Consider the following 25140-nt stretch of genomic DNA (forward strand, 5'->3'; position numbering starts at 1 on the left):
ATTAGTTGACCTTTACACTAAAAGAAACCATAAATAACGTTTCCAAAGATGTACAACTTGTCACTCTTGGTGATAGGGAAGCAGATATCTTCAAATTTTTATGGATAGCTGAATCATTGGGTAGTTTTTATGTAATCCGTAACCGAGCTAATAGAAAATTTATCTGTACTGAAGAGGGAAAAACAGATTTGCAAACACGCATAGCTCAACTTCCGGTAAAAGAGAAAATCGTCTTGGAAGTTGCTAAAAACGGGCACCAGAAGTCAAGAAAAGCAAATATTGAAGTAAAATATATGAAAGGCTATATACCTATCAGAGCGCCTTACATTTATGGGTCAAAAGATACAGCACATAAAATAAGTGATAAAGTCGCTGTATATGTGGTAAGCGCAAAGGAAATGGATCCTCCTAAAGGAGTTGAAGCTATCGATTGGACTTTGTTAACTAATGTACCAGTTAATAGCACTTTAGATGCCATAGAAAGGATAAATTGGTATAAGCTACGATGGAAAATTGAAGAATACTTTAGAATTTTAAAATCAGGATGTAAAATAGAAAGCTCTCGTTTAACTACAAAGGAAAGGCTACAGAAATTAATTGCTATAAAGAGCATTATTACATTTAAAATTTTATATTTAACAAAAGTGGCTTTATCGCATCCTATGGAGGCTTGCACTAAGGTTCTAAGCAATGAAGAGTGGAAAGCTCTTTACATACGTGAGCATCAAGTGGCCACATTGCCCGAAGAACCTCCAAACATAAAACAAGCTATTATTTGGTTAGGAAAATTAGGTGGGTTTATGAATAGAAAAGGTGATAATTTACCAGGAAGTATGACTCTATGGCGAGGCTATGAAAATCTTAGAGAGAGCATGGTTATGCTTCACATAATAACTTCTCAAAGTTATGGGTAAAAGTAAGATTTGAATCCAATTGAGCATTTTTGGTTTGCAATTAAACATGCTGTGAGAAAAATACTGCCAATTTTCTGGCCAGATGTTAACGCTGCTATTGATTTTATTTTTCAAAAATCGGGGAAAGCTTATCTGTGTTAGCTATACCAGTAGTTGATACTTAACACAAGACCTATCGCTTTACGGGATGTTCGTACAGTTGTGTGTCACGCACTGGGATGACAACTTCTTCTTTTCAAAAGTTGTTTAAATATTACTGATTCTATTCGGGAAACCTTATTTATATTAGCTATATCACCTGTAAGGTAGTCTCATAATACGGTTTTACTAATGTTTTTTAAGCTTTATACTAGACTGTGCTGCAACTAATTTTGCAATTGGCACTCTGTAAGGTGAGCATGAGACGTAATCTAAACCTGATTCAATAAAAAACTTTATAGATTCTGGATCCGCACCATGCTCTCCACATATACCAAGCTTAATTTCTTTTCGTGTTTTTTTACCTCTTTCAATCGCTATTTTTATTAACTCACCAACTCCTTCAGTGTCCAGTGCTTCAAATGGATCATTTTCAAATATGTTGTTTGCCTTGTAGGAATCAAGAAAATTAACTGAATCGTCTCTCGAAAGCCCCATAGTTGTTTGTGTTAAATCATTAGTGCCAAAACTAAAAAATTCTGCATATTTTGCTAACTTATCAGCAATTAATGCTGCTCGTGGTAGCTCTATCATAGTTCCAATTGAGTAAGTCTTATCTGCATACCCCATATCTGGTGCCATTCCAGCATGTGACGTTGGAATCTGCATCTGTAAGATGACAGAGGCTTCTTTTTTAGCTAGCTCACATATCAGGACGAATTCTTTTTCGTTCATTATGAAAGGAATCATGATTTCAGGTTTTATTTTCACATTTTTTTCCTTTTTTAGCTCCTCTGCAGCACTTAGTATTGCTCTGATTTGCATGCTATATATTTCAGGGTGAGAAATAGCAAGTCTACAACCTCTATGACCAAGCATCGGATTTTTTTCCGATAACTGCGCTATTTTACTTTCCACTGACTCAACTGATTTATTCAGCGATTTAGCAATTTTTTCTATAGTTGATTGATTATTAGGCAAAAATTCATGTAACGGGGGATCAAGCAAGCGTATGGTAACTTCTCTACCCTCCATTATAGAAAATATTTCTTTGAAATCAGACTTTTGCATCTCTTCCAGTCTATTTAATGCGCTCGCTCTCTCATTTTCGTCATCAGCTATTATTAATTTCTGAATGAATTCAATTCTATCACTAGCAAAAAACATATGTTCTGTGCGGCACAAACCTATACCTTCTGCACCAAATTCTTTGGCAATTTTTGCATCTTTTGGAGTATCAGCGTTTGCTCTCACTTTGATTGTTTTTATTCCATCTATCCAATTCATCACTGTTTTAAATTCATTCGACAATTGAGGCAAAACAGTAGGAAGAATGCCGAGCATAACCTCACCTGTGCTGCCGTTGATGGTAATTGGATCACCTTTATTTACTTTTGTTTCTCCAAGTAGAAAAAAAGTTCCATTCTTATCTATAGAAAGCCCGCTTACACTGCAAATACATGGCTTACCCATTCCTCTTGTAACAACAGCAGCATGTGATGTCATTCCTCCCCTTGCTGTTACTATACCATTTGCAGCATTCATCCCATTAATGTCCTCAGGGCTAGTTTCTGACCTCACTAAAATTACTTTTTCACCCTGCTCTGCAGATTTTTCAGCATCACTTGCACTAAACACTACATACCCAGAAGCAACCCCTGGAGAAGCAGGCAGCCCCTTCCCTATTATTTTTTGATCACCCTTAATATCAAGGATTGGGTGCAATAAATGATCAAAAGTTTTTGGGTCGATTCTTAGTATTCCTTCCTCTTTTGTAATTGTTCCATCATTCACCATATCAACTACTATGCGAATAGCGGCCTCAGCAGTACGCTTACCTGACCTGGTCTGCAAAATCCATAATTTGCCGTCCTGAACAGTAAATTCTATATCCTGCATGTCTTTATAATGCCCTTCAAGTTTTTCACATACCTCGCATAGCTCTCTATAAACACTAGGCATTAGTTTTTCCATAGTGTTTTTTTGATCTCCATCAATTTGCATAGGAGTATAAACTCCAGAGACCACATCTTCACCTTGAGCATTGACCAAAAATTCACCGAAACACTTCTTTTCTCCAGTTGAAGGATTCCGTGTAAATATCACGCCAGTTGCAGAATTGTCGTTTAAATTACCAAAAACCATTGATTGTATGTTCACTGCAGTCCCAAGATCTTCAGAAATATTATGTATTCTTCTATAAGAAATAGCTCTGTCATTTTTCCAAGATGCAAACACTGCATTTACCGAGCTTAATAACTGCTCCTCAACATTTTGTGGAAAATGTCTTTCCGTTTTTTCATGTACTATCTTTTTAAAATCGTTAACTATTCTTTTTAAAGTGTCAACGTCAAGCTCAGCTAAACTTTGCACTCCATTTTTGCGTTGCTCATTGTCAATAACACTTTGAAATAAATTGTGGCTCAGCTGTAACACAACATTGGAATACATAGCAATAAAGCGGCAATAGCTATCATAAGCAAAGCGTTCACCACTTTTTTTCGCAAGCTGAGTAACAGTTTCATCATTTAGACCAACATTTAAAATAGTGTCAAGCATACCAGGCATTGAATTGACACTACCGGAGCGTATGGAAACTAACAAAGGATTACTTGAGTCACCGAATTTACAACCGATGTCGTTTTCGAGCATTGTCATATGCTTTTTGATTTCACCACATATGTCATTCCAGCGCGTGACGCTGGAATCTACATTCTTTTCTGGATCCGAGTAGTCAGCTACTTGGATGACACTGGGTTTTACCGGAATGACATGAGATTCTACTGGGATGACAGAAGACCCACTATCTTGATAATAGACTTTACAAGCAGCAGTGGAAATTGTGAAACCAGGTGGAACAGGAATGCCAACATTACACATCTCTGCTAAATTCGCCCCCTTTCCTCCAAGCAGATTTTTCATTTCTGCATTTCCTTCACATCTTTTCTTGCTAAAGTAATATATTAATTTTTCTTCCATTATTTCCTGCTCTTTCTTTATAAACATACTGTACGATTTCGATGTTATCAATAGACCTTTTTAGGATAATTCACTTTATAAAATGTGACAACAATATCTTAAAACAACTGTAGCTAAAGCAATCCACCTGTGAGTTGAATTCATGTGTTAATATATACATCGTATAGTATAATAAAAATAATTCTTTGCATAAAAACTTCAATAAAAAGCTATAGACTTAAATGATTTATTGATTATATATAGGAGAATATTTGTTAATCCAAATGTTATTTTTATTAATTAATTTGAGGAGTCGAGATGGCTGTTATAACTACTACTAATAATGATTTATCACTTTCAAAGGGTGCAACAACACCTAAGAGTGATGTTACTTCCAACCGTAGGTCTACTAGCACACAAAGTTCAATAAACACTTCTGCTACAGTTGAAGGTGCAATAGAAAAAGGACAAAATTGGGTTATGGAGACTACGCTAGAACGAAACAAGAAGTTAAGTAACTTATACAGCTCAATCAGGGCATATGGAGTACTGGTTAGTGTGTCTCGATCTAAAGGTTCTGTACATTTCAATGTTACAGAGAATCACACTACTAAACGGCTTTTTTCCATATACCAGAGTAATGGTGAAATACTTATTTTCAATGAAAATGGTGAGCCAATAGATAGATTAACTAAAAAAGATGAAAAACATGAACAATGGAAGCAAACATTTGAAAAAGCACGTAAGCTAGAACCAAATAAACTGTACACCGGTAAAGAGTTCTTACACTCAATTATCCCTACTTTAGGTAAAGTTTTAAATCCTAGGATCGATGATAAACATGAACAAAAAGGACAAGGTCGTTGGGCTGATGCTTTTCTTCCTAATGGAGAGTTTATAAATAAGTATTTTCCAGGATTGAGCAATATTTTCACTACAACCCCTAGTACAGAAACAACTTCCAACGAAAGTGTGAGTACTGTTGGTACAACAACAGAGTCATTTGAAGGAATTGATTATACAACAAAAGAAGTTCCCCATTATACTGATGAAAAGCAAATTGCAGATGGAGCATTTGACATTGGGAATGGAACAGATACATGGAAGAGTGGATTAGTAAACGGAACTAGGGGAAACAGTCGTGTACTCAATGAAACCGACGTAGAAGAACCAACTGCAGTACCAGCTATCTCAAAAGGAACAATTCTTGGTGGAACAGTGTTTTTAGCATTAACAGGACTAACAGGAGGAATATTAGGACCAATAGTACTAGGAATAGGAGCAAAAATAGTTTATAATCATTATAAAAAAACAGGTCAATATGATCTTCAGAGAGCAGAAAAGAAAGCTGGGCTTGAGCCACTTCTTTCTCAAAGTACCAATCAGGCAGGACCTCCAAAACCACAAAGATCAGAACAAAATGGATCTCCAGAATTACGAAGACCTTGGTGCGTACTCACTATACCAGAATCGCATAATGTTAGAGGTGGTCTTACATCAGATTCAATGAGTACTTCCAAGGAAATACAGCCACAAGATCAAGCAGAAAACCCAAGCGATCCTAGCAGCTCACCATCTGGATCTATTACAGATTTACGTGCTGGTAGTAGTACTATCCAAAAAAAATGGGTACAGTGAGAGTAAATTAATTTAGGATTATTCACCAAAAACCCCGCTACTTGTTAGCGGGGCGACCTGCTAATTAATAATATCTTCACTATTCTATGGAATAGGTACATCAGCATTTATAAGTTTTTACTGTGTTATTACGTATATCAGTTTGTATTATAATCCTATTAAACTTTTCTCATCTTTATGCTGATGAAAATTTGAAGATACAAAAAACCTTTAATAACATTGCTAAGCATATCAAAACTGATAAAAAGTATGAAGATGATGGTATTGTTGAGAAAAAAAGTAGTAAGTTTAACATCAGAATTGCACAAAATTCCGACAAGAATTTTGATATACATTCTACTTTAAAAAAGGCAAAAGGTTATTTTGAATCAGGGGACAGTAAAACAGCCATTTCTCTTCTTAATCAAATTACTACAAAATTTCCTTATCATAAAAATGCTTTAATTGGATTGGGAAATATTTATTACACCAATAAAGAATACAAAAAAGCTACAGATATATATGTGAGACTACTAAAAGAATATCCTGATAACCCTTATATATTAGAAAATTTTCTGACAATAATTTCACAATATGATCATGATCTTGCATTGGAAGAAATGTTGAAATTGTATGATACGCATAAAAATTACGCTCCTTTATTGGCAAATTTAGGTTTAATCTATATGGAACAGAAGGATTTTGTGAAAGCTAAGGAATATATGGTAAATGCGGTTTCTCTTGATCAAAACAACGTTTTTTACACATACAATCTAGCTATTATTTTAGATAGATTATCAGACTTGAAAAATGCTGAAGCGCTTTATACAAAATTACTAAATATGTCTACAGCTTTAAAGAGTGTAAGTGGAAAAATACCTGTGCACAAAGTAGAAGCAAGACTAAAGTTCATAAAACTCCATAGCGCACGTTCAACTGCTTCATAAAAGCTAACTGGCAAGCTAAACAATAAGATAGCAGAAGCTAAGACCTGCAAGAGCTTATTTTCAAGGCAATTGACATTGGTTATGCAAGTGGTCTATTAAACCAATTCTGAAAAACAGACATATTATTAATTACTTTACTACTTTATACTAAAATAGATATTTTACTTATAGGAAAAATAATCATGAAAAATATAGAAATTGATAATAATAACACCAACACCAATAATGTTAATACTGGTACTTATAGCAATTTTGGATGTAAAACACAGTGTTTAAATAAATTGGCGCTTGGGCAGTCTGAATTTGATGAATGTATATCTAGGTGTGATAAGGCAGAAGTATATTCTTACTCTACGGATATTTTATAAAGAGTATAAAAAGAAAAGGAATTAGCAACGATTAAGAGTGTTTGTATAGGATTACTTATTGATAAAATTGAGGATTTAGTTTGAAATCTCTCTCATTTGCCTTGATTGCTAGCAGTAGCCCTATGCATATTAAACTTGCGGACGTTGTGCTACCTCCATAGGAGAGAAATGGTAGTGGGTCACCTATTACTGGTAAAAGTCCTATTGTCATTCCGATATTTATGAAGAAGTGAGCACCAAAAAAAGCGAAAACTCCGATAGAAACCAACTTGGAAAAATAATTTTTTGACCTATAAGCGATAGAGAATATTATAGCAAGCAGTGTAGTGTAGAGAAAAATTAAAGCCATACTACCTAAAAATCCCCATTCTTCACTCAGAACAGCAAAAGCAAAATCTGTGTGCTTTTCTGGTAAAAATCCAAGTTGAGACTGACTTCCATTAACAAAACCCTTACCAAACATCCCGCCAGAACCAATTGCTATTTGAGATTGCTGTGCATTGTAACCTATACCAAGTGGATCCACTGATGAATCTAAAAATGACAATATTCTTTGCTTGTGATAAGAACGTAAAAAAGGCCAAATAGCTGGTACTGAAAAGATGCCAAGCGTTCCACAAATTACTAAATGAGATCTTTTTATTATTGCAGTAAATATAATTGATGCTCCTACAAATAGCATTATTATAGCTGTACCTAAATTAGGCTGCTTTAACACTAAGAGCACAGGCAAGAAAATAATTATGAGCGCTTTAAGCAATTTTTTAAACTCCATCATTTTATATACGCTTTGCTTATCAAAATAACAAGCAAGTGCAAGTATTAAGCCGACTTTTGCAAATTCTGATGGTTGTAAGTTAATTGATCCTATTCTTATCCACCTTGTTGCGCCCATTATGTGCATACCGAAAAAGTTCACAAATAGTAATAAAATGATCGATGCTGTATAAAAAAAGTAAGCGTGCTTTTGATAAAAATCTAGCTCTATAAATGACATAATTATAGCTAATATGAAAAAGGCGGAAAATATGACTAATTGATGTACCGCAAGTGGTACCCATTTTCCTCCAGCAGAAGAGTATTGAACAGCTATGCCAATAGAAAACAAGGCAATCACATTGATAATTAGTAGCCAATAAATTCTTTTCAATCTATTTACAGTAAATATTTCTTTATTATATAATTTTACTTATGGTCGACCACAAGAAACATCTTTTTTCACGATTGAAGGTTGTGGTGATTGTAATGTCGTTGATGGTCTCCTATTAACATTAAAACGTGCTCCGCAGGATGATGTTCTAGGTCTAAAATCATATTTATCTTCCTCTTCTACATTTGATGTTGGAACAGAATTCGCATGAGTTATTGGCACATGCAAAGTTGATGAAGGTCGTTTGCTGCTTTTCGAGTGTATTGTTTCTGGCATAGTTGATGATGATGGTCCTTCTATGCTTTCCGAATATGTTATTTCTGGTATTGTGAATGGTAGTACTTCACTATTCTTCCTATTGGCTTTGTACTGCATGATTCGTGGTATACAAGATACTCTTCTGTGCTCATCGCAGCTCTGCTCTATATTTGTAAGCACTATAGTAGATGTTGTTTGTTTGATACGACATGACTCTTCTTCTAATAGACTTTTAATATCTAACAAACTGTCTGCTATTAATTTACTGTCAATTTCTGACAATTCTTTTAGCTCTTTTTGACTCTCTTGCAAACTATTCTCCAATCTTGTTATTACTTCGTTGTGCTCAATATTTTTCAATATGTTGTATAGTTTTTCTATCTTTATTTTGCATTTTTCTATATCTTCACCTTGCAGGTCATACTCTTTTTTACAACGGGATGATTGATAATGTAAATATAGTGCAATGGGAAGAAGGATCGTGGAAGCTGAAGAGGGTGCTACAGCTACAAACTTGAGTATGCTAACAGCTTTTTCAGAAAGCAAAACTAAATTGTGGTATTCATGACCTAATGTAAAAACACCACCTGCTCCACTAAGTCCTACAGTACTTAGATTACACCTTTTGGAAAGATTTTCTTTTCTTTTTGCTGATTTACCAGAATTTTCAAGTTTTAATTTTGCTTCTGCTTTTTTTTTGCTGTAATGCTCAATAAATAAAGCTATTAATTTTTTATCTCCACATCTTGTGATATCGTCATAGATACTGTTACCGTCATTATCTGTTATTTCAGTATCTATATTTGGAATATTCAAAAGTTTTTCTACTATACCATAATAATTAACACTTTTAGATGGGTCCTTCATACCCTCTATATATGCCAAAATAGCAATATGCAAAGGTGTTCTTCCTTGCTCATCTGGTACATTAATGAACGCACCCAAATACTCAACAATAATCTGTACGGATTTTAGATGTCTATTATTAATATTTATCAGATGTTTATTCTCAACAGCTAAATGCAGAGGGTTTTTGCCTTGTTTGTTTTTCTCCATGACATTCACAATCCTTACCGGCCCTATTACTGGATACAAATCTATCTGTGAGAATGCTGTAGCTATAACATTACTATGGATAAATTCAGCAGCTACATGTATAGGTGTGTTACCATCACTATTTCTTTCTGTAAGCAAGAATGTGTTTTCACGAAAAAACTCACTCACTTTCTCGAAATCTTCTTCTGATAAAAGCTTTTGTGCAAGAACTGTATGAAGTAATGTGTCTCCTTGACCACCTATTGCAGTACTTGGATCCACTCTTTTAAATTTCCTTTGAAGCGCACTACTGCTTATACTTACACCATGTTTTTCATTTCTAAACATAATCTCTACCTATTTACATAATATATTAACTAGAATATTATGTAAAAGTGAAGAATCCATTAAGATAATTTCCAATAGAAAGATCTCACCTATATCTTTTGTTGTTTTTAAACTAAGAATTTGGATTGCAAGATTAGATAGGTGTATTTAATGCACTATCACAACTTTATTATTGCCTTTGCAACATATTTAATCTACTGACTTTTCCTGCTTTTGTAAGTTAGCATACTTTTTACAATAGTGCGGAAGGAGAGGGATTCGAACCCTCGATACGACTTTTCAATCGTATAACGGTTTAGCAAACCGCCGCCTTCAGCCGCTCGGCCACCCTTCCAATTTTAACTTACCTAAAATATAATAATTTAATAATACCAAGAGCTTTGCAACCTGTCTAATGCTTTTTAACAGGAAGCGTTGATTATCTCTTTTAACAAGCCTACTCAACAAAGATGATTTTCTTTGCCTCTTCAGCACTAACCCACTCTCCAACTGCTACTGTTTTTCCTTTCTCCAAGTCTTTATAGTGCGAAAAGAAATGAGCAATTTTATCAAGCAAATTTTTAGGTAAATCAGAGTAGTTTTTTATATTATCATAATAGTGATCAACACTGGAAATAGGCACAGCTAATATTTTTTCATCTTTTCCCTTTTCATCTTTAGTGAACAATGCTCCTATTGGGCGCACCGATATTAAAACACTAGGCGCTAAAGGAAATTGAGTTAATACAAGAACATCAACAGGGTCGCCATCATCTGCATTGGTATTTGGTATAAATCCGTAATTGCAAGGGTAAGTCATTGAGGCAGATAAAAACCTGTCAACTTGTAATAATCCGAATTCTTTATTGAACTCATACTTTACTGGCTCGGAATTTGCACTTATTTCAATTACCACATTTACTGCATCTGGTGTTGACGTTATTTTACTTAAATCCATAAATCACCTATTTGATAAGAGTACATATTATACAATACATACTTCCACATTGCCACATTTATAGCTAATATTATTTACTTTAAAAAGTTCTATAGCATAGCCTTTATCTGCTTTACACTTGTGTTAATTTCTGATTCCTCACTTGCAAAAGCGATTTCCAGAGAAGTTCTTAATTTTTCCCATTCTTCTTCACCACCTGGATGATTTAAAATTGCAGGCTTGTATTCATTTTCAATTTTTTCCAATGCTTTTTTTGCTGAAAAATCTAACTCGTCATAAATATCAATATTTATTGACTGCAATATTACCAAAAATGAAAACAAATTTGGAATAGGTAGCTCTTCCTTTGTGTCACTTAAGAGACATAGCTTTATTTTCTTTGCGCAGTATTCTATCGTTTTTAATGATAGTGACAGGCTCCCTGCATAAAATATAAAACTATCTATAATCAAATTTTTTGATTTTGTTGGTAATTTGATATTTTTAAATAATTCTTTTGTAAATCTCTCTATAGGTCGTTTTTGTAAGTGCAAAGATAAGTCGGTAAAAGATTTTAGATCAAAATTTGGCCCGAGTATTGTATTAATAGATTTATGCACGTTGCTTTTATCTTTACTGACAGAAATAATGAAAACAAGCCCTTCTATGTCAAGCATGTACTTTATAGATTCTAAAAAATCGACAATAAATTTAGGACGGCATATATCAAGATTATCTACCATTATATAAATGTTTTTATCTTTTCTGATTTTATTAACCACTTTTGTCAATTGATCTTTAAAATCTTTAATATTTTCTTGTCTTTTTTGTAGATTATTCAATTCTCTTAAAACAGCACCAATGTCTTTTTTATCAGCCTCTTTGGTAGCATCAAGGAGAACAGAAAGCATAGAAAGCGGAGATTTACTAATTAACTTCCCTAGCGTATTTAAAGTAAATAGCTCTTGGTTTATGTTCTTGAACTGTTGTATAACGCTTCTCTTTACTTCATATGATGCAAATAAATCCTCAAATAAAAAATTCAAAAAAGATGGAAGTGGTTGATCAAGTGCATTGATATCCCATGCGCTATAATAAGCTGCTATTTCATCTTGCTGTTTTAGTGCCTTTACCCATTCTTTAAGGAAAAAAGTCTTACCCCACCCATCATATCCTTCTAAAGATATTACAGTAAAAAGTTCTTCAATTTCTTTAACTATAGTGTTGCACTTGTTTGCAAATTGCTTATAGTCTAGGTAGTCATTTTTCCACGGCACCACCTTTGGTGGTGCCTTCCACTCTTTCTTCTTGAATGTTATCAATGATATAAGTTTTTTTAAGCACATATCTCTTATTTTATATTTAACTCGTATTGCTGCCTTAAAGTTAGTGCTGCTTTCAGGGTTCCTTCATCTAAATAATCAATTTCTCCGCCCATTGGTATGCCACAAGCAAGGTGTGATATTTTCACATTTAAGTTTTTTAACAATTCAATTATGTATTGCGCAGTAACTTGACCTTCTAGCGTTGGATTAATTGCAATAATTACCTCTTCAATTTTAGACTCTACCACTCTTCTAGAAATAGTATCAAGGTTCAGTTCTTTTGGACCTACTCCATTTATTGCAGATAACCTGCCTCCCAAAACATGGTATAACCCTAAATATATGCTTCCTTTTTCAAACGCCCATAGATCCCCCAATTCTTCCACTACACACAATGTTTTAGGGTCACGTTTTGGATCAACACAAATAGAACACGGTGATTTTACATCTAAATTTCCGCAAACTTTGCACTCTATTATGAGATCTGCCAACTCTTTAATTGAAGATGCAAGAGGCAACATAACTTTCTGCTTGTTTTGTAGTAAATGTATAACCAATCTGCGAGATGAGGAAGGACCCAAACTTGGCAATTTAGAAAAAGTACTAACTAGATTTTTTATATTAATATTCATTCAATACGTTCATAGCAGCTCATCGATGATAACATTAAACCTGCGCTAAAGAAACAAACTTATCCCAATTAGAAGAATAATGAGATATTTTTCATCGCAAATTTTACCCATGTAAAGGCCATCAATTAGATGACCTTTATGATACAGATATCACACACTGGAATTGTAATGCTATAATCTAGTTACCTCAGTTTTAGAATGAATGTGTGAAGCTCTGAGGTCTGTTGAAGGATTTTCCAGTTGAATATACATTTTATTCTGTGCGTTTGCTAAATAATTTAAAGCTGAGCCAATTGTCTCTTTAACTTCTTGTGTATTTTGTTGTTTGTATATATCACATATTACTTTCTGGAACTCTTTGATATCAGGCAAATTTTTCGTTGCTTGAGAAATATGATTTACCATTTCTCTTGCTTGATTTAGATTTCGATTAACTTGTTCATGATATTCTACAATTCTTCCTTGGTATATATCAATCATTTTTTGGCACGATGTACCCCTAAATGGATGCTCTTCTTTCTCTTTGATGTAAGAACTTTGTAAATCTTTACAGTTAAGAATTGCCTCTTTACTTTTTACAATGTCATCAGTTGATTCTATCAGATTTTTCATTAATCCATCAATTCCTTCTATATCTGTCTCTAGTTCTTTTGTTTCAGATATAGCTTTAGATCCATTTCTTATTTCATTCGCTTTGTCAAACTGGCGTTTGCATTCTTTATAAGATGCCATTGTCAGTAATGTCCCTTCTTCTATACCTTCATTATAAGCTTCTCTCAATTCACCACTTGATAGTACTGCTATAACATCTGTTATTTTGTCTTGTAATTTAGGATAGTTTTTATTTAATGATTTAACGTGATTCTCTAGAAAACCTTTAACTAATTCGTCTTTTTTGACTGCAGATAATTTTTCCAATGATTTTATATATTGTAGAGTTTTTTCGAAGAGCTGTGCACCAGATGGAGCAAACCCTTGAAGCTGCTTGCTCTGGGCTTGATAAAAATCACTTTGTAAAAAACCTTCAGCTTGTTCCTTCATGATGGATAATTCTTCGAGTGCTTTTTGAGCATTCATTTCCTTCAAAATGCCAATAGCCTTTTTAATTGCTTTTTCTCCTTTTTTACTGCCCTGTTTCTCATTTAATATGATGTGTTCAGTTTTGATGAATGCATTACCACGATGACTCTTTGCGATGTTACAAATAATATTTTTTACAACTTCCTTATTTGCTGCATACCCTATCTCCTTTTCAAATACGTTGACAAATAATTGCCAAATTTCTTTGTTAACAAGCCTATTGATCTTATTCTCAAAATCTTCTCCACTTTTAAACCCTAAAATAGTATAAAGGTTTTTTTCTGCTATTGGCTCAGCGTGTTGTACCTTTATTAGCTTATTAGACTTTTTTGTTACTTGATTATTCCAATTGAATAGAGTTTGATTTAGTGCATTTATAATTTGATTCATAATATTACCTCACAATATTAATGTCATATAATAAAAGTATAAAAGTTTAGTACTTAATTTTTACTTAGTAATGGCATTATTAGGACAATGCCATTAACATTTAGACAAATAAATGCATCTTATGCCTGACCTTGGAAATATATTATTATTAACATCTTGTATATTATCTTTAATATATTCATTTACACCATTTATCCATTACAGATTTATTACTTCTGGTATATTTTTTTGTGTATCTGCAGCAATAGCGATCTTAATTTACTGCCACATTACAAACGATTTCTCACTTGAAAACGTATATTACCACTCGCACACAACAAAGCCTTTAATCTATAAAATTTGCGGTGTTTGGGGGAATAAAGAAGGTTCAATGTTGCTTTGGGTGTTTGTTCTTACTTTTTACTTACTTTTGATGGATGTTTGCATACCTTCTGTCATGAAAGTAGCTGACACTGGAATCACACCTGAGCAAACTTTAAAAAAGATCTCTCTAATCACTCAAGGCTTGATTTGTTTTTGTTTTTTATTGTTCACTTTAATTGAATCCAACCCATTCACAAAAATGCAAAGCATCGAAACAGATGGCCTGGGTTTTAATCCAATATTGCAAGATATAGGTCTTGCAATTCATCCACCAATACTATATTTGGGGTACCTTGGGTTTAGCGTTCCTTTTTCGCTCTCTATAGCTGGACTAATTACAAGAATTGAAGGAAATATTTGGGCAAAGCTTGTAAAACCCTGGGTACTTATTTCTTGGTCAATGCTTACTCTAGGCATTAGTCTTGGAAGCTGGTGGGCATATCGTGAGCTTGGTTGGGGTGGATTTTGGTTTTGGGATCCAGTGGAAAATGTTTCTTTGTTACCATGGCTAATTGCTGTAGCGCTTACACATTTGTTGCTCGTGGTAAGAAATTTCAACACTTTAAGGAATTTTGCTATTTTACTTTCTCTTATAACTTTTATATTGAGTATAACTGGAACATTTTTAGTTCGCTCCGGCATATTAACTTCAGTGCACACATTTGCAGATGATCCAAGATATGGACTGTATATTCTAGCTCTACTTGGTGTGGTTACAGGCTGTAGCTTATTTATATTTGTCATGTATACGAGCACATCTCTGATGTCATTCCAGTGCGTAACACTGGAATCTAAGAATAAAAGAAATATGGATCTAAGTAGTCAAGCTACTCAGATGACAAGGAGCCTTTTCTCACGCTTTACAATGATGCTAATAAACAATTTATTATTCATCACAGCTTTTTTTGTTGTTTTTGTTGGCACTTTATATCCAATGTTCCTTGAGTATTTCACAGGTGAACTAATTTCAGTTGGAGCGCCGTATTATAATGCTCTATTTAATCCTATAGCGCTTGCTATCTTAGTGCTTACAATGGTGGGACAATATTGCCGTTGGCAGGGAAATAGCCTGATGCCAATATTTCGTGAATATAGATTTTCATTCTGCAGTGCTGCAGCTATTTTACCGTTTATCTTCCACATGGAGCTAATGATTATATTATCGATTACCATTTCTATAGCATTATTCGCCTTCATTTTAGAAGCATATAGTAAGAGAATTCGTTTATTTAATATAGCTTTTAGCGAATCAATTTTATTGGCAAGAAAAGTTTCCAAAGCTTACTATGCAATGATGATAGCACATGCCGGAGTGGCAATTCTAGTGTTTGGAATAGCTTGCTCAGTTGGTTGGCAGGAAAAAAAAGAAAGCTACCTGAAAATAGGGGATAGTATAACAGTTAATAAATTTAAAATTACTTTGCAAAACATTGAATTAATAAAAGGAAAAAATTTCCATGCAGTAAGAGGAACAATGGATATTAGAACTTTGCCCAATAACAAAATATTAGGCGCAATAACACCTGAATACAGATTTTACCTTGTGGAAGGTCAGAAAAACGTTGAAAGTAGTATTTATCACAATTTACTTTCTGACATCTACGTTGTAATTGGAGAAATTGATAAAAGTCAGAATAAAATCGCAACTAAAGTATACTATAAACCTGGAATGCCAATAATCTGGCTTGGATCATTTCTGATTGCTTTTGGTTCACTCCTAGCTGCTTTGCCATTAAGGAGAATTTCGGTTCACTGAGTATATACATAGTAAGATCAACGATTTTAATTCAACTGTATATTGCTCTCATAATAATTATGTTAGATGTAATAATTAACATTATATTAACAATATAGCATTAAATATGTTTTATAAATATTCATTGCAGGAAAATATGAAAATGAAAAAATTATTTATATTACCTATCTTGCTATCCTCAAGCCTTTATGTTGCTGATATAAGCATTAAGGAACCTTTAGAAATACAAAGTGCTGTTATAGGAAATGAAAAAATCAACAAAAAACATTCTAAAAAAATGCAAACAATTTGCAGGAAAGTAATAGGTGATCAACACTATGTAAATGTAGTGACTGAGAACCAATCAATAGAAAATACAACTGTAAACCAAACATTACTGGTTGATTCCAAAACTGCAACAAATTCTAAAAAGACAACTAAGCGCTCTGCAAAAACACCTAGTAATGAACAGATTAAAAAAAAACAATTTGAAAATAAAAAAAGAGATGTAGCCAATAAAATAAACGAATTAACATCAGCAATTGAGTCATTACAAGATTTTGGATTAACTGGAGAAAAGAAAAAACGTGATTTTTATTTTAGTATTAGTAGCGGAAAAACACATTATGACAATCCTAATGCAGTTATGAATGATGTGAGTACAATAATAGGCAAGATAGATGAGATTCTTGGGGCTGGGGGGTCCGACAGAGGATTTACCCGCGTGTATGACGCTTTCAATCCATTCAAGGATAGCACAATAGATTTTCAATGGCTCGGTAGTGCAGCTTTAGGATATCATGTTGGTGGTAATGGCAAAATTGAGTTTGAAGTTATAAATTCTAGTATAAAGATTAAAAAAGTAAGCGATATAAAACAAGCAAGTCTATGGGCAATTATGTTCAATTTATATTATAATCCCAATATTAAAAATACACCAGTTGCTCCATACGTTGGCTTTGGTGTAGGGCCAGTGAATTTTAGATTTGCTAGCGGATTAGTCGAAAATATAAATATCAATCTACCTTGGGCTGCTTATCAAGCAAAGAGCGGTATTTCTTACTCTTTCATGCCAGAACTAAAAATCTCTCTTGGTTACCGTTATGTTAATATTCCCGTGCTTATTGTAGATAGCGTTGCTACACACAATATTGAAGCTGGATTGATTTTGAATTTTTAGTGTTCTTGTAACGTATAAAAAAGGAAAATATTGATTTACTGCTTTTAATAGATTTTTTGAAATTATACTGGCAATCTTAGCCTGACAATGACCTATCGCCCCATACACGGTAGCTTATCTTTACATGGTACACGGCATTCCACATTAACTTCAACTTCTTCTTCTCTATCTATAATCCTAGTAAGTGCATCTCTCAATGTTGCTTCAAAGCACTTTACTAATAATGTGTCATTGTTTTCAGGTATTCTGATGTTAAGTTTAAGGTATTTTGTTTCATAACCTGCAATTTCTGCCATATGAATTATAAAAGCTTTGTTTTCTCTTACCAGATCTATTATAAAACTTCTGTTCTCCAATAAACTTGCCACAATGTCTGATTTTAGCATCTTGGTTATAGTATCTAAATTTTCCGTAACTTTATTCATGAAAATCTCATTTTTTAACAATTCTTTCATTACAGTTTTTAATAGCTCTGTCGCAATATCTCTATTCTTATACTTCATTGCTGAGATTCCTTCTACGAAGTCATTCAAATTTACTTCATTGCTGACTAAATAATTAATAAAATTCTCATCACGAATCATGTTTCTTACATATAAAGCCATAATGTGATTATCGAGAGGACAGTCTTCTATCTCCATGCTTGATATGCATTCTGGAAACTGAAATTTTATTATAAATGGTCGTCTGGCGTTGGAATAAATTGCTCGTTTATATTCTACCTTACAATAATGTGAATCAGAGCAATTACTCTCATATTCAAACAATAGCAAAAATAACATTATATTTTTTCGATTACTCTTCATTTGATAAAAAAAATTGCGATTATTTAATAATTTAAGTAAGAATTCGGATAGTCCATCACGGTAGAACTTATTATGAATAATTCTATTACCAAAAAGAAATTCACTACTGTAGGAGAGTTCACCACGCAGAAATTTGTCAGAATAAAAATATCTATCATTACGACGCAATTTACTGTCATGAGGCCCATCATACTGTTGAACAAATACTTTCTCTCTAGCCAAGATGATTTTAAGTAGCTCTATGGATTCTTTATCTTCGTCTATAAAAGATTTCTTTTCTTTATTTTTAGATAGGATTTGTATCATCATTGGGTCTGTAATTAAGACATGAAATTGTTCTACAGCTGTTCTGCCAGGAAATTTATTACGAAAAGACTCTGAAACAAGTTTCTCGAATTTTACTGTTCTTGCCATGATCATCCTCACTTGCTGTTTACATAATAGTTATACTGATTTCTTTGTTAAGAATTTATTACTTTGATCAAGATGGTAATTTGTGTGGTCGATATAATTTTTTGCTCTGTGAATTCTATGATACTATCCAATCTCTATGGTTAATTATCTAAAATGAGATGGAAAGACGATGGCGTTATTATAGCCACTAAAAAATACGGAGATAAAAATTCAATTCTCTCTCTGTTTACACAAAATCACGGAAAACGCAGAGGATTAATTAGATTAGCAAACAATAACAACCTTAAATTTCAAATAAGCAACTTATTACATGTAGAATGGAGCGCTAAACTGCCTGAAAATCTAGGATTTTTTAAGTGCGAACTAATTGAGTCTTCATTTCACCACTTTTTCCATGATAGATTAAAAAACGTTGCAATTGTTTCTTTCTCTTCCATTTTAGAAAAAGTGCTTCCAGAAAGTGAACCATACTCGGTGCTTTATGATAATTTTCTACATTTTATCAATGTCGTGAAACAGGGTAGTGAATCTTGGCAAAGTCATTACCTTAATTTAGAACTTTTGCTTCTTACGCAACTGGGATTTAAGTTAGATCTATCTAAGTGCGCTGCAACCGGAATTACAGAAAATTTACAATTTATTTCTCCAAAAACTGGTAGATCTGTTTCAAAAAAGGCTGGAGACTATTACTCAGATAAATTGTTACCTTTTCCGCGAATGCTCTATGATGTATATAATAATACCTTGCAAAATAGTTACTCACCTCAAGAGTTTCAATTAGGGCTAAAAGTTACTGGATATTTCCTAAATAAATATCTATTTATGCAGTTAGACATGAAGCTTCCTGAGTCCAGAAGTCTAATGTTGTCGTTTTAATAGCAGTGTTGTCATTTGAGTAGCTGACACTGGAATCCATGAATTGTTTTTTACTTGATCTAGGCCCGAGCCATAGGATGACAAAAATTAATCAAGCTGCAATTGCTTGTTCAGCACTCTTCTCTACATTGTGCTCTACTTTTATTTCAGTACTAGGCTTTAAAAGCATATATGCAGCACAACCAAAAGCTGCACCAATTGCAATACCACATCCTACAGCTATAAGAGCAATCACTGATTCGTGTAACTCAGCAACCATTTCTACGTAAACTGTTAGTAATACAACGATTAGAGCTGTAGATATAACACTAACAATAAAACCAATTGTAACAGAGATTTCACATGCTTTTTCTGCTTCCTGTGAAGGCTTTGTCATCTCTTTACCTTCAACAAAGTCTGTAGGAGTTTTAATTTTATTGCTTTCTAATAAAGGATTTGCTCCACCATTGTTAACAGGCATTTTAGCTTTTTCCTCTGCTTCCTCTAAAAGCTTTTTCACTTCTCCATTATAAGCAATACCTGTAGCATATTCTCTTGGTACCTTATTATCATAATTCTTTGATAAAGGATTTGCGTTATTTTGAAGTAAAAGTTTTACCATTTCTGTATACATCGTACTGCCATTCAGAGTTGTGTACGTTGTTTTATCCTCATCTGGTGTTGTGATCGTATAGAAGCCATTAAGAGCAGCCAAGTGCAGTGGAGTCAATCCACGCTTATCATCTGCTGCATTAACATTTGCTCCTTTGTCTAGTAGAAGCTCTGCTATTTTTATATGACCATTTCTAGCGGCCCAATGTAAAGGAGTCCATCTATACTTATCATCTACTTTATTAACATCTGCTTTTTTGCCTAGTAGAAATTCTACTACTTCTGTATGGCCATTCATAGCAGCCAAATGTAAAGGAGTACATCTATGCTTATTTTCTACTGCATTAACATTTGCTCCTTTGTCTAGTAAAAGATCTACTAATTTTGTATGGCCATTCATAGCAGTAAGGTGTAACAATGTACACTTAATCATGTGGTCACATCGAAATTTATTTTCAAAGGAATGATCAATATCAAAGTCATCATCTTCCCAGCTTTTATATGCAACTTGTATAGCTTGACACTTAGTTTGATCTTTTTCCTGCTTTATTGCTAGTGTGAACTCATTTTTTATTTTTTCGATTACATTTTCCCTACTCAGGTCTTGTAGATCGTTTGCTTTCTTTAGTATTTTTATGAATTCTGCAACCAGCATAATCTTCTCTAATTTAAAATATATAATTTTATTATTAAGTTTTTCAATAAAAAAGTCAAGGACTAATTAAAATTAGATAAAATTATTACTTTTTTTGCGAATGCTCTATAATGTATATAAGAGATTATCCGCAAATAAAAAAAGCCTAATGATTTGCTGATAACCTCTAAATTAAAATTTTGTAGTGCTTTTTGCTAAATAATCGCGAATAGCTATGAGAACATCGCCATTATCACAGCTTGTTTGTACAAGTTCAGCGCTTCCTCCGCAGTTTTTTCCAGTTGCAGTGGAGACTAGTTCTTTGACATTAATTTTATTAGTTAAATCTTTGCTGACTTTGACAATCAACACTGTTTTTCTCTGGTCCTGTGTCATTCCAGCGCGTGACGATGGAATCTGGATCCCAGTGTCGGAGCACTGGGATGACAAAGCTTGAGGAAAAGGTGACAGAGTTTGAGAGGATTGTGCAAGAGATTCTGTTGCAGAAAAAGCTATGACCGTATTTAGTTCTTGTTGCTGCAAAATAAACTCCCTTATTATATTTGCTGGAATATCAGTAAAAGCATGGCTTAAAAAATTTATTCCACCGATTTCAGTGCTTTTTATCTTTTCTGCACTTACAAGTTTTTTATATAAGCTTTTTATTTTAGTTTCCAGTCCCTTACGCTCTTGATTTAAAATATTCAAGCGATTTGTTATATCGCTTACTGGTGCTTTTACGAATTCTGCAACTTTTTTTAGATTAAGTTCGTTATCACGCACATAATTAATTGCTTCTTGTCCTGTTAAAGCCTCAATTCTTCTCACTCCAAACGCAACGGAACTCTCTGTGACTATTTTGAAAAGACCTATCTCTCCAGTAAACTGCACATGCGTACCACCACACAATTCCTTCGAATCTCCAATGTTTACAACCCTAACCTGATCAGCATATTTTTCACCAAAAAGCGCCATAGCTCCTTCGTTTATTGCTTGGTTCATACTTTGGACTTTTGTAGACGTAGAGTGATTTTCTCTTATTAAAGAGTTTACCATATCTTCCACTAAAAGTAGCTGATCATAAGTCACTTGAGAATTATGATTGAAATCAAATCTGAGTTTATCTTCTGCAACCAAAGATCCTTTTTGTGTGACGTGATCACCTAAAATTTTTCTAAGTGCAAAGTGCAAAAGGTGCGTAGCTGAATGATTTCTTTTTAGGTTTTGCCTTCTTTCCTTATCGATGCTTGCTGTAATTATATCACCAGTACAGATTGAACCGGATTTGACTACGCATCTGTGCAAATACAGGTCATTAATTTTGTTAGTATTTTCCACTGTGATCACACTCAAGTCTTGTGTCATTCCAGCGCGTGATACTGGACTCTGGATCTGAGTAGTCAAGCACTGGGATGACAAAGCTTGTGATTGGATGACAAGGAAAAGCTCTCCAATATCTCCAACCTGTCCGCCTGACTCACCATAAAATGGCGTTTTATCAAGTATAATAGTTACCTTTTCTCCTTCATTTGCAGAGTTAATTGTTTTATTATCGGAAGAGACAATAGCTAATACTTTTGCACCACTTACTTCATTATGCTCATAACCTACAAATTCTGTCTTGCCGAATTTCTCTATTAAATCAAACCATACTTGCTCTACTGATTTTTCACCAGACCCAGCCCATTTAGCGCGAGCTCTTTCTTTTTGCTCTTCCATTGCATCATCAAAACCTTTCTGATCAAAATTTATTTTTTTCTCTTTTAAGATATCCAATGTAATATCCAAAGGAAATCCATAAGTGTCGTATAGTTTAAATGCCGCTTCTCCAGCTAAAGTATCACCAGCGCTTAAATCTGCAGTGGATTTATCCAGAAGGTTAATTCCTTTCATCAGAGTGTCTTTAAAGTTTTCCTCCTCTGATTTTAACGTTGTTTCTATTAAACTTTTAGCTCTGATTAGCTCTGGATAAACATCACCCATATAAGCTAAACTTGTTTTATCGATCAATGCTGGAAAAATATTATGCAATAAAGGATCATTATATCCAAGCAAGTGGATATAACGCGCAGCTCTTCTAATTAGCCTGCGCAAGATGTAATTTCTCCCTTCATTTCCAGGTAAAACCCCTTCTGCAATAAGAAATGCAGCCGCACGCAAATGATCTGCTATAATTTTATGCGCTACTTTATTTTCTGTGCTTCCACAATATTCTTGCGACTTATTTATCAGGGCAGAAAAGAGATCAGTATCATAGTTGTCATGAACATTTTGCATCACTGCAGCTATTCTCTCAAGGCCCATTCCTGTATCTATGCATTTTTTGGGTAATTTGTGCAAATTACCTTCTTCATCTTTATTGAACTCCATGAAAACCAAATTCCAGATTTCAACAACTCTATCGTCGCCCTGTAAATTAGGATTTGCATGGTCATAAAAAATTTCAGAGCATGGTCCGCATGGACCGGTGTTGCCCATACTCCAAAAATTGTCATCTGTTGCAATTCTTATAATTTTATCGTCTGAAAAACCGCTTATCTTACGCCAAATCCCATATGCCTCATCGTCAGTGTGATAAATGGTTATTGATAGCCTATTCTTATCAAGCGACAATTCTTGAGTTATAAAGTTCCATGCGAACTCTATTGCAGTTTCTTTGAAATAATCACCAAAGCTAAAGTTACCGAGCATTTCAAAAAATGTGTGATGCCGAGTTGTATAGCCAACGTTTTCAAGGTCGTTATGTTTACCACCTGCTCTTAGGCACTTTTGACTTGAAACAGCGCGTTTCATTTCAGTTTTTTGAACGCCAGTGAAGATATTTTTAAATTGCACCATACCGGCATTTGTGAACATAAGTGTTGGGTCATGCTCTGGAATTAAAGGAGAAGAAGAAATTTGCTCATGGTTGTTATTTACAAAAAACTTTGTAAACTTTTCTCTGATTTCACTTAATTTCATTGTTTTCATTGGAATATAAGGCTGCTCATAATGATAAATCAAAATGCAAATAAAATCAATCCAGCGCGTGAAGCTGGAATTCAGGAATTTTCTTTAAGCTGGATTCTATGTAAGATGACAAAAAAATGGTATACCTTATTTATATTGCTATATGATCAGTGCTCCTAAATCTTCCATCACACCTAAAACTATACATCTAATTATATTTATTAAAATTTCAAGTACTGCGAATAAGTATTAAAAGATTCTTTACTTAAATGCGGGGGGATGCAGGAGGTGTAGGTCTTTGTTGTAATCTACCAACATGACTACCATTATTAACAGTTTGATTTTTAATTAAGCTTTCACTACTAAAACTTTTATTTCTATTTTCTGATCGTAATGTGTCATTACCTTTCTCACTGGTAGTATTCTTTTGTGCTTCTAATTTTTTTTCAATGCCTGGCTTCATAGCATCAAGCTCAGGTTTTGTACCTATGATTGTGCTGAGATCAGGACGATTTTCTTTTTGTTCTGGTTCTCTTTTACCATCTGTGAATACCTTAAAATCACTTTTTGCTTCTTTCAAGCACTCTTTTAATTGATATTTCCACATAGTAAAGTATTGATCGCCATACTTTTTCTCATTTGCTACAAATGCACAAATTGGCAATTTCAAGAAAGTAGCACCTATGTTCACTAAATTTTTCACTATTGCTGCAGGCGTGAATAGCAAATAACCAAAAGCTTTTGCAAATGTGTTTTGCTTGCTGAGTAAATATTCCCCTAATTTCGTAGGAAGATAAGTTATTATACTAGCAGCAATCTTAGCTAAACTTGCAGCAAGAATAATAGGAACAGATATAAGGCTTTTAGCCTTATCTACTCTACCATTCAGCTTTCTAATTTCAGAAAAACTAGTATTTAATTTCTTATAATCGCTGGTGTATAGTAGCTGGCCATTTCTGCCTGTTTCATCAACAACTTCCTTGATCTTACCACCTTCTTTTATCTTCTTAGTAGGTGTAGAAGAATTAATTAATCTGTATGATGGAGGCAATGATTGATCTTTAGGATTGTCGATTTTTTGAACTTCAAAAACTGGGAGATGCTTTTCAAGATCAATTTTAGTGAAACCAAATGGATTATAGAAACCACTATAGTGCTTTGCTTTTGGATTAGCTAAAAATTCAAGAGTAAAATAAGATATACCACCAGCTTGTTTAACTAAATCTAACTCAAATTTTGGCTGTTCTCCGTTCTTATCTTTTTGGCCATACACAAGCTTATATACAAGTTCTTTCTTATCATTTCTTTCTTGAATAATCTGATAATCTGATTTTACAACCTCATCATAATTCTTTGGATATTGGCATTTTCTTCCATCATGATATGTTAATACCTTTCTAAGGTCTTTGACATAGGTTGTAGTAGGCTCAGATGATCTAAAAAAACCTTTCGTAATAAGTACAAGGTTTTTTCCTGCATTCTTTAATCTTCCAAACATATTGTTAAACCAGAACCA

The 25140-nt window shown here is 33.7% G+C and carries 19 protein-coding genes and 1 tRNA gene; 8 read left to right on the forward strand and 12 right to left on the reverse strand.

Annotated elements, in window-relative coordinates:
* Nucleotides 1-5 precede the first annotated feature (5 nt).
* A complete protein-coding gene (locus ASM33_RS07070) occupies nt 6-914 on the forward strand; it encodes an IS4 family transposase (RefSeq protein WP_110409331.1) in 909 nt (302 codons plus the stop codon).
* Nucleotides 915-1241: 327 nt separating this feature from the next.
* Here the strand turns inward: ASM33_RS07070 and ppdK are convergent, their stop codons facing one another.
* The gene (ppdK, locus tag ASM33_RS07075; RefSeq protein WP_237342908.1) at nt 1242-4058 is read right to left on the reverse strand and encodes a pyruvate, phosphate dikinase; all 2817 of its coding nucleotides are present in this window, start codon (nt 4056-4058) and stop codon (nt 1242-1244) included.
* Nucleotides 4059-4328: 270 nt separating this feature from the next.
* Here ppdK and ASM33_RS07080 point away from each other — a divergent pair, with 270 nt between their 5' ends.
* The 3 genes from ASM33_RS07080 to ASM33_RS07090 all read left to right on the forward strand — a co-directional run bounded on the left by ASM33_RS07080 (nt 4329) and on the right by ASM33_RS07090 (nt 6942).
* Nucleotides 4329-5648, forward strand: a complete 1320-nt coding sequence (locus tag ASM33_RS07080; RefSeq protein WP_110409786.1) for a hypothetical protein — start codon at nt 4329-4331, stop codon at nt 5646-5648.
* Between the two features lie 122 nt (nt 5649-5770).
* Nucleotides 5771-6574, forward strand: a complete 804-nt coding sequence (locus ASM33_RS07085; RefSeq protein ID WP_237342909.1) for a tetratricopeptide repeat protein — start codon at nt 5771-5773, stop codon at nt 6572-6574.
* A 182-nt stretch (nt 6575-6756) separates the two neighbouring features.
* The gene (locus tag ASM33_RS07090) at nt 6757-6942 is read left to right on the forward strand and encodes a hypothetical protein (protein WP_110409785.1); all 186 of its coding nucleotides are present in this window, start codon (nt 6757-6759) and stop codon (nt 6940-6942) included.
* 55 nt (nt 6943-6997) lie between these two features.
* Here the strand turns inward: ASM33_RS07090 and rodA are convergent, their stop codons facing one another.
* The 7 genes from rodA to ASM33_RS07125 form a co-directional block, all read right to left on the reverse strand.
* Nucleotides 6998-8110, reverse strand: coding sequence for a rod shape-determining protein RodA (rodA, locus tag ASM33_RS07095; protein WP_110409784.1), 1113 nt, complete (start codon nt 8108-8110; stop codon nt 6998-7000).
* Nucleotides 8111-8131: 21 nt separating this feature from the next.
* Nucleotides 8132-9733, reverse strand: a complete 1602-nt coding sequence (locus ASM33_RS07100; protein ID WP_110409783.1) for an ankyrin repeat domain-containing protein — start codon at nt 9731-9733, stop codon at nt 8132-8134.
* A 243-nt stretch (nt 9734-9976) separates the two neighbouring features.
* A tRNA-Ser gene (locus ASM33_RS07105) sits at nt 9977-10067 on the reverse strand.
* Nucleotides 10068-10169: 102 nt separating this feature from the next.
* Nucleotides 10170-10670 carry an inorganic diphosphatase gene (ppa, locus tag ASM33_RS07110; RefSeq protein WP_110409782.1) on the reverse strand — a complete coding sequence of 167 codons (501 nt, stop codon included), beginning with the start codon at nt 10668-10670 and terminating at the stop codon, nt 10170-10172.
* A gap of 89 nt (nt 10671-10759) precedes the next feature.
* Nucleotides 10760-11995 carry a KAP family P-loop NTPase fold protein gene (locus ASM33_RS07115; RefSeq protein ID WP_112477243.1) on the reverse strand — a complete coding sequence of 412 codons (1236 nt, stop codon included), beginning with the start codon at nt 11993-11995 and terminating at the stop codon, nt 10760-10762.
* 5 nt (nt 11996-12000) lie between these two features.
* Complete coding sequence (gene recR, locus ASM33_RS07120) at nt 12001-12600, reverse strand: recombination mediator RecR (RefSeq protein WP_179947436.1); 600 nt, start codon at nt 12598-12600, stop codon at nt 12001-12003.
* A 177-nt stretch (nt 12601-12777) separates the two neighbouring features.
* Nucleotides 12778-14076: a hypothetical protein gene (locus tag ASM33_RS07125; RefSeq protein WP_237342910.1), complete on the reverse strand. Its 1299-nt coding sequence runs from the start codon at nt 14074-14076 to the stop codon at nt 12778-12780.
* Between the two features lie 121 nt (nt 14077-14197).
* Between ASM33_RS07125 and ASM33_RS07130 the strand changes: the two genes are divergently transcribed.
* Both ASM33_RS07130 and ASM33_RS07135 read left to right on the forward strand, forming a co-directional pair.
* Nucleotides 14198-16195 (forward strand): heme lyase CcmF/NrfE family subunit, encoded by a 1998-nt coding sequence (locus ASM33_RS07130; protein ID WP_458695030.1) that lies wholly within the window; start codon nt 14198-14200, stop codon nt 16193-16195.
* A gap of 106 nt (nt 16196-16301) precedes the next feature.
* Nucleotides 16302-17354 (forward strand): P44/Msp2 family outer membrane protein, encoded by a 1053-nt coding sequence (locus tag ASM33_RS07135; protein WP_110409779.1) that lies wholly within the window; start codon nt 16302-16304, stop codon nt 17352-17354.
* A 92-nt stretch (nt 17355-17446) separates the two neighbouring features.
* Here ASM33_RS07135 and ASM33_RS07140 read toward each other — a convergent pair whose 3' ends face one another.
* Nucleotides 17447-18574 (reverse strand): hypothetical protein, encoded by a 1128-nt coding sequence (locus ASM33_RS07140; protein WP_110409778.1) that lies wholly within the window; start codon nt 18572-18574, stop codon nt 17447-17449.
* A gap of 153 nt (nt 18575-18727) precedes the next feature.
* On the opposite strand from ASM33_RS07140, the gene recO reads away from it, so the two are divergent.
* A complete protein-coding gene (recO, locus tag ASM33_RS07145; RefSeq protein WP_110409777.1) occupies nt 18728-19450 on the forward strand; it encodes a DNA repair protein RecO in 723 nt (240 codons plus the stop codon).
* Nucleotides 19451-19541: 91 nt separating this feature from the next.
* Here recO and ASM33_RS07150 read toward each other — a convergent pair whose 3' ends face one another.
* Together ASM33_RS07150 and alaS are read right to left on the reverse strand one after the other, a co-directional pair.
* Nucleotides 19542-20696: an ankyrin repeat domain-containing protein gene (locus ASM33_RS07150; protein ID WP_110409776.1), complete on the reverse strand. Its 1155-nt coding sequence runs from the start codon at nt 20694-20696 to the stop codon at nt 19542-19544.
* Between the two features lie 171 nt (nt 20697-20867).
* Nucleotides 20868-23636: an alanine--tRNA ligase gene (alaS, locus tag ASM33_RS07155; protein WP_110409775.1), complete on the reverse strand. Its 2769-nt coding sequence runs from the start codon at nt 23634-23636 to the stop codon at nt 20868-20870.
* Between the two features lie 30 nt (nt 23637-23666).
* Between alaS and ASM33_RS08405 the strand changes: the two genes are divergently transcribed.
* A complete protein-coding gene (locus ASM33_RS08405) occupies nt 23667-23804 on the forward strand; it encodes a hypothetical protein (protein WP_157956391.1) in 138 nt (45 codons plus the stop codon).
* Nucleotides 23805-23889: 85 nt separating this feature from the next.
* On the opposite strand, the gene ASM33_RS07160 is transcribed toward ASM33_RS08405, so the two are convergent.
* Entirely contained in the window at nt 23890-25122 is a 1233-nt protein-coding gene (locus ASM33_RS07160) for a hypothetical protein (protein ID WP_110409774.1), read from the reverse strand.
* Nucleotides 25123-25140: the final 18 nt, after the last annotated feature.

It is taken from the genome of Wolbachia endosymbiont of Folsomia candida (assembly GCF_001931755.2).
In the GTDB taxonomy this organism is placed as follows: domain Bacteria; phylum Pseudomonadota; class Alphaproteobacteria; order Rickettsiales; family Anaplasmataceae; genus Wolbachia.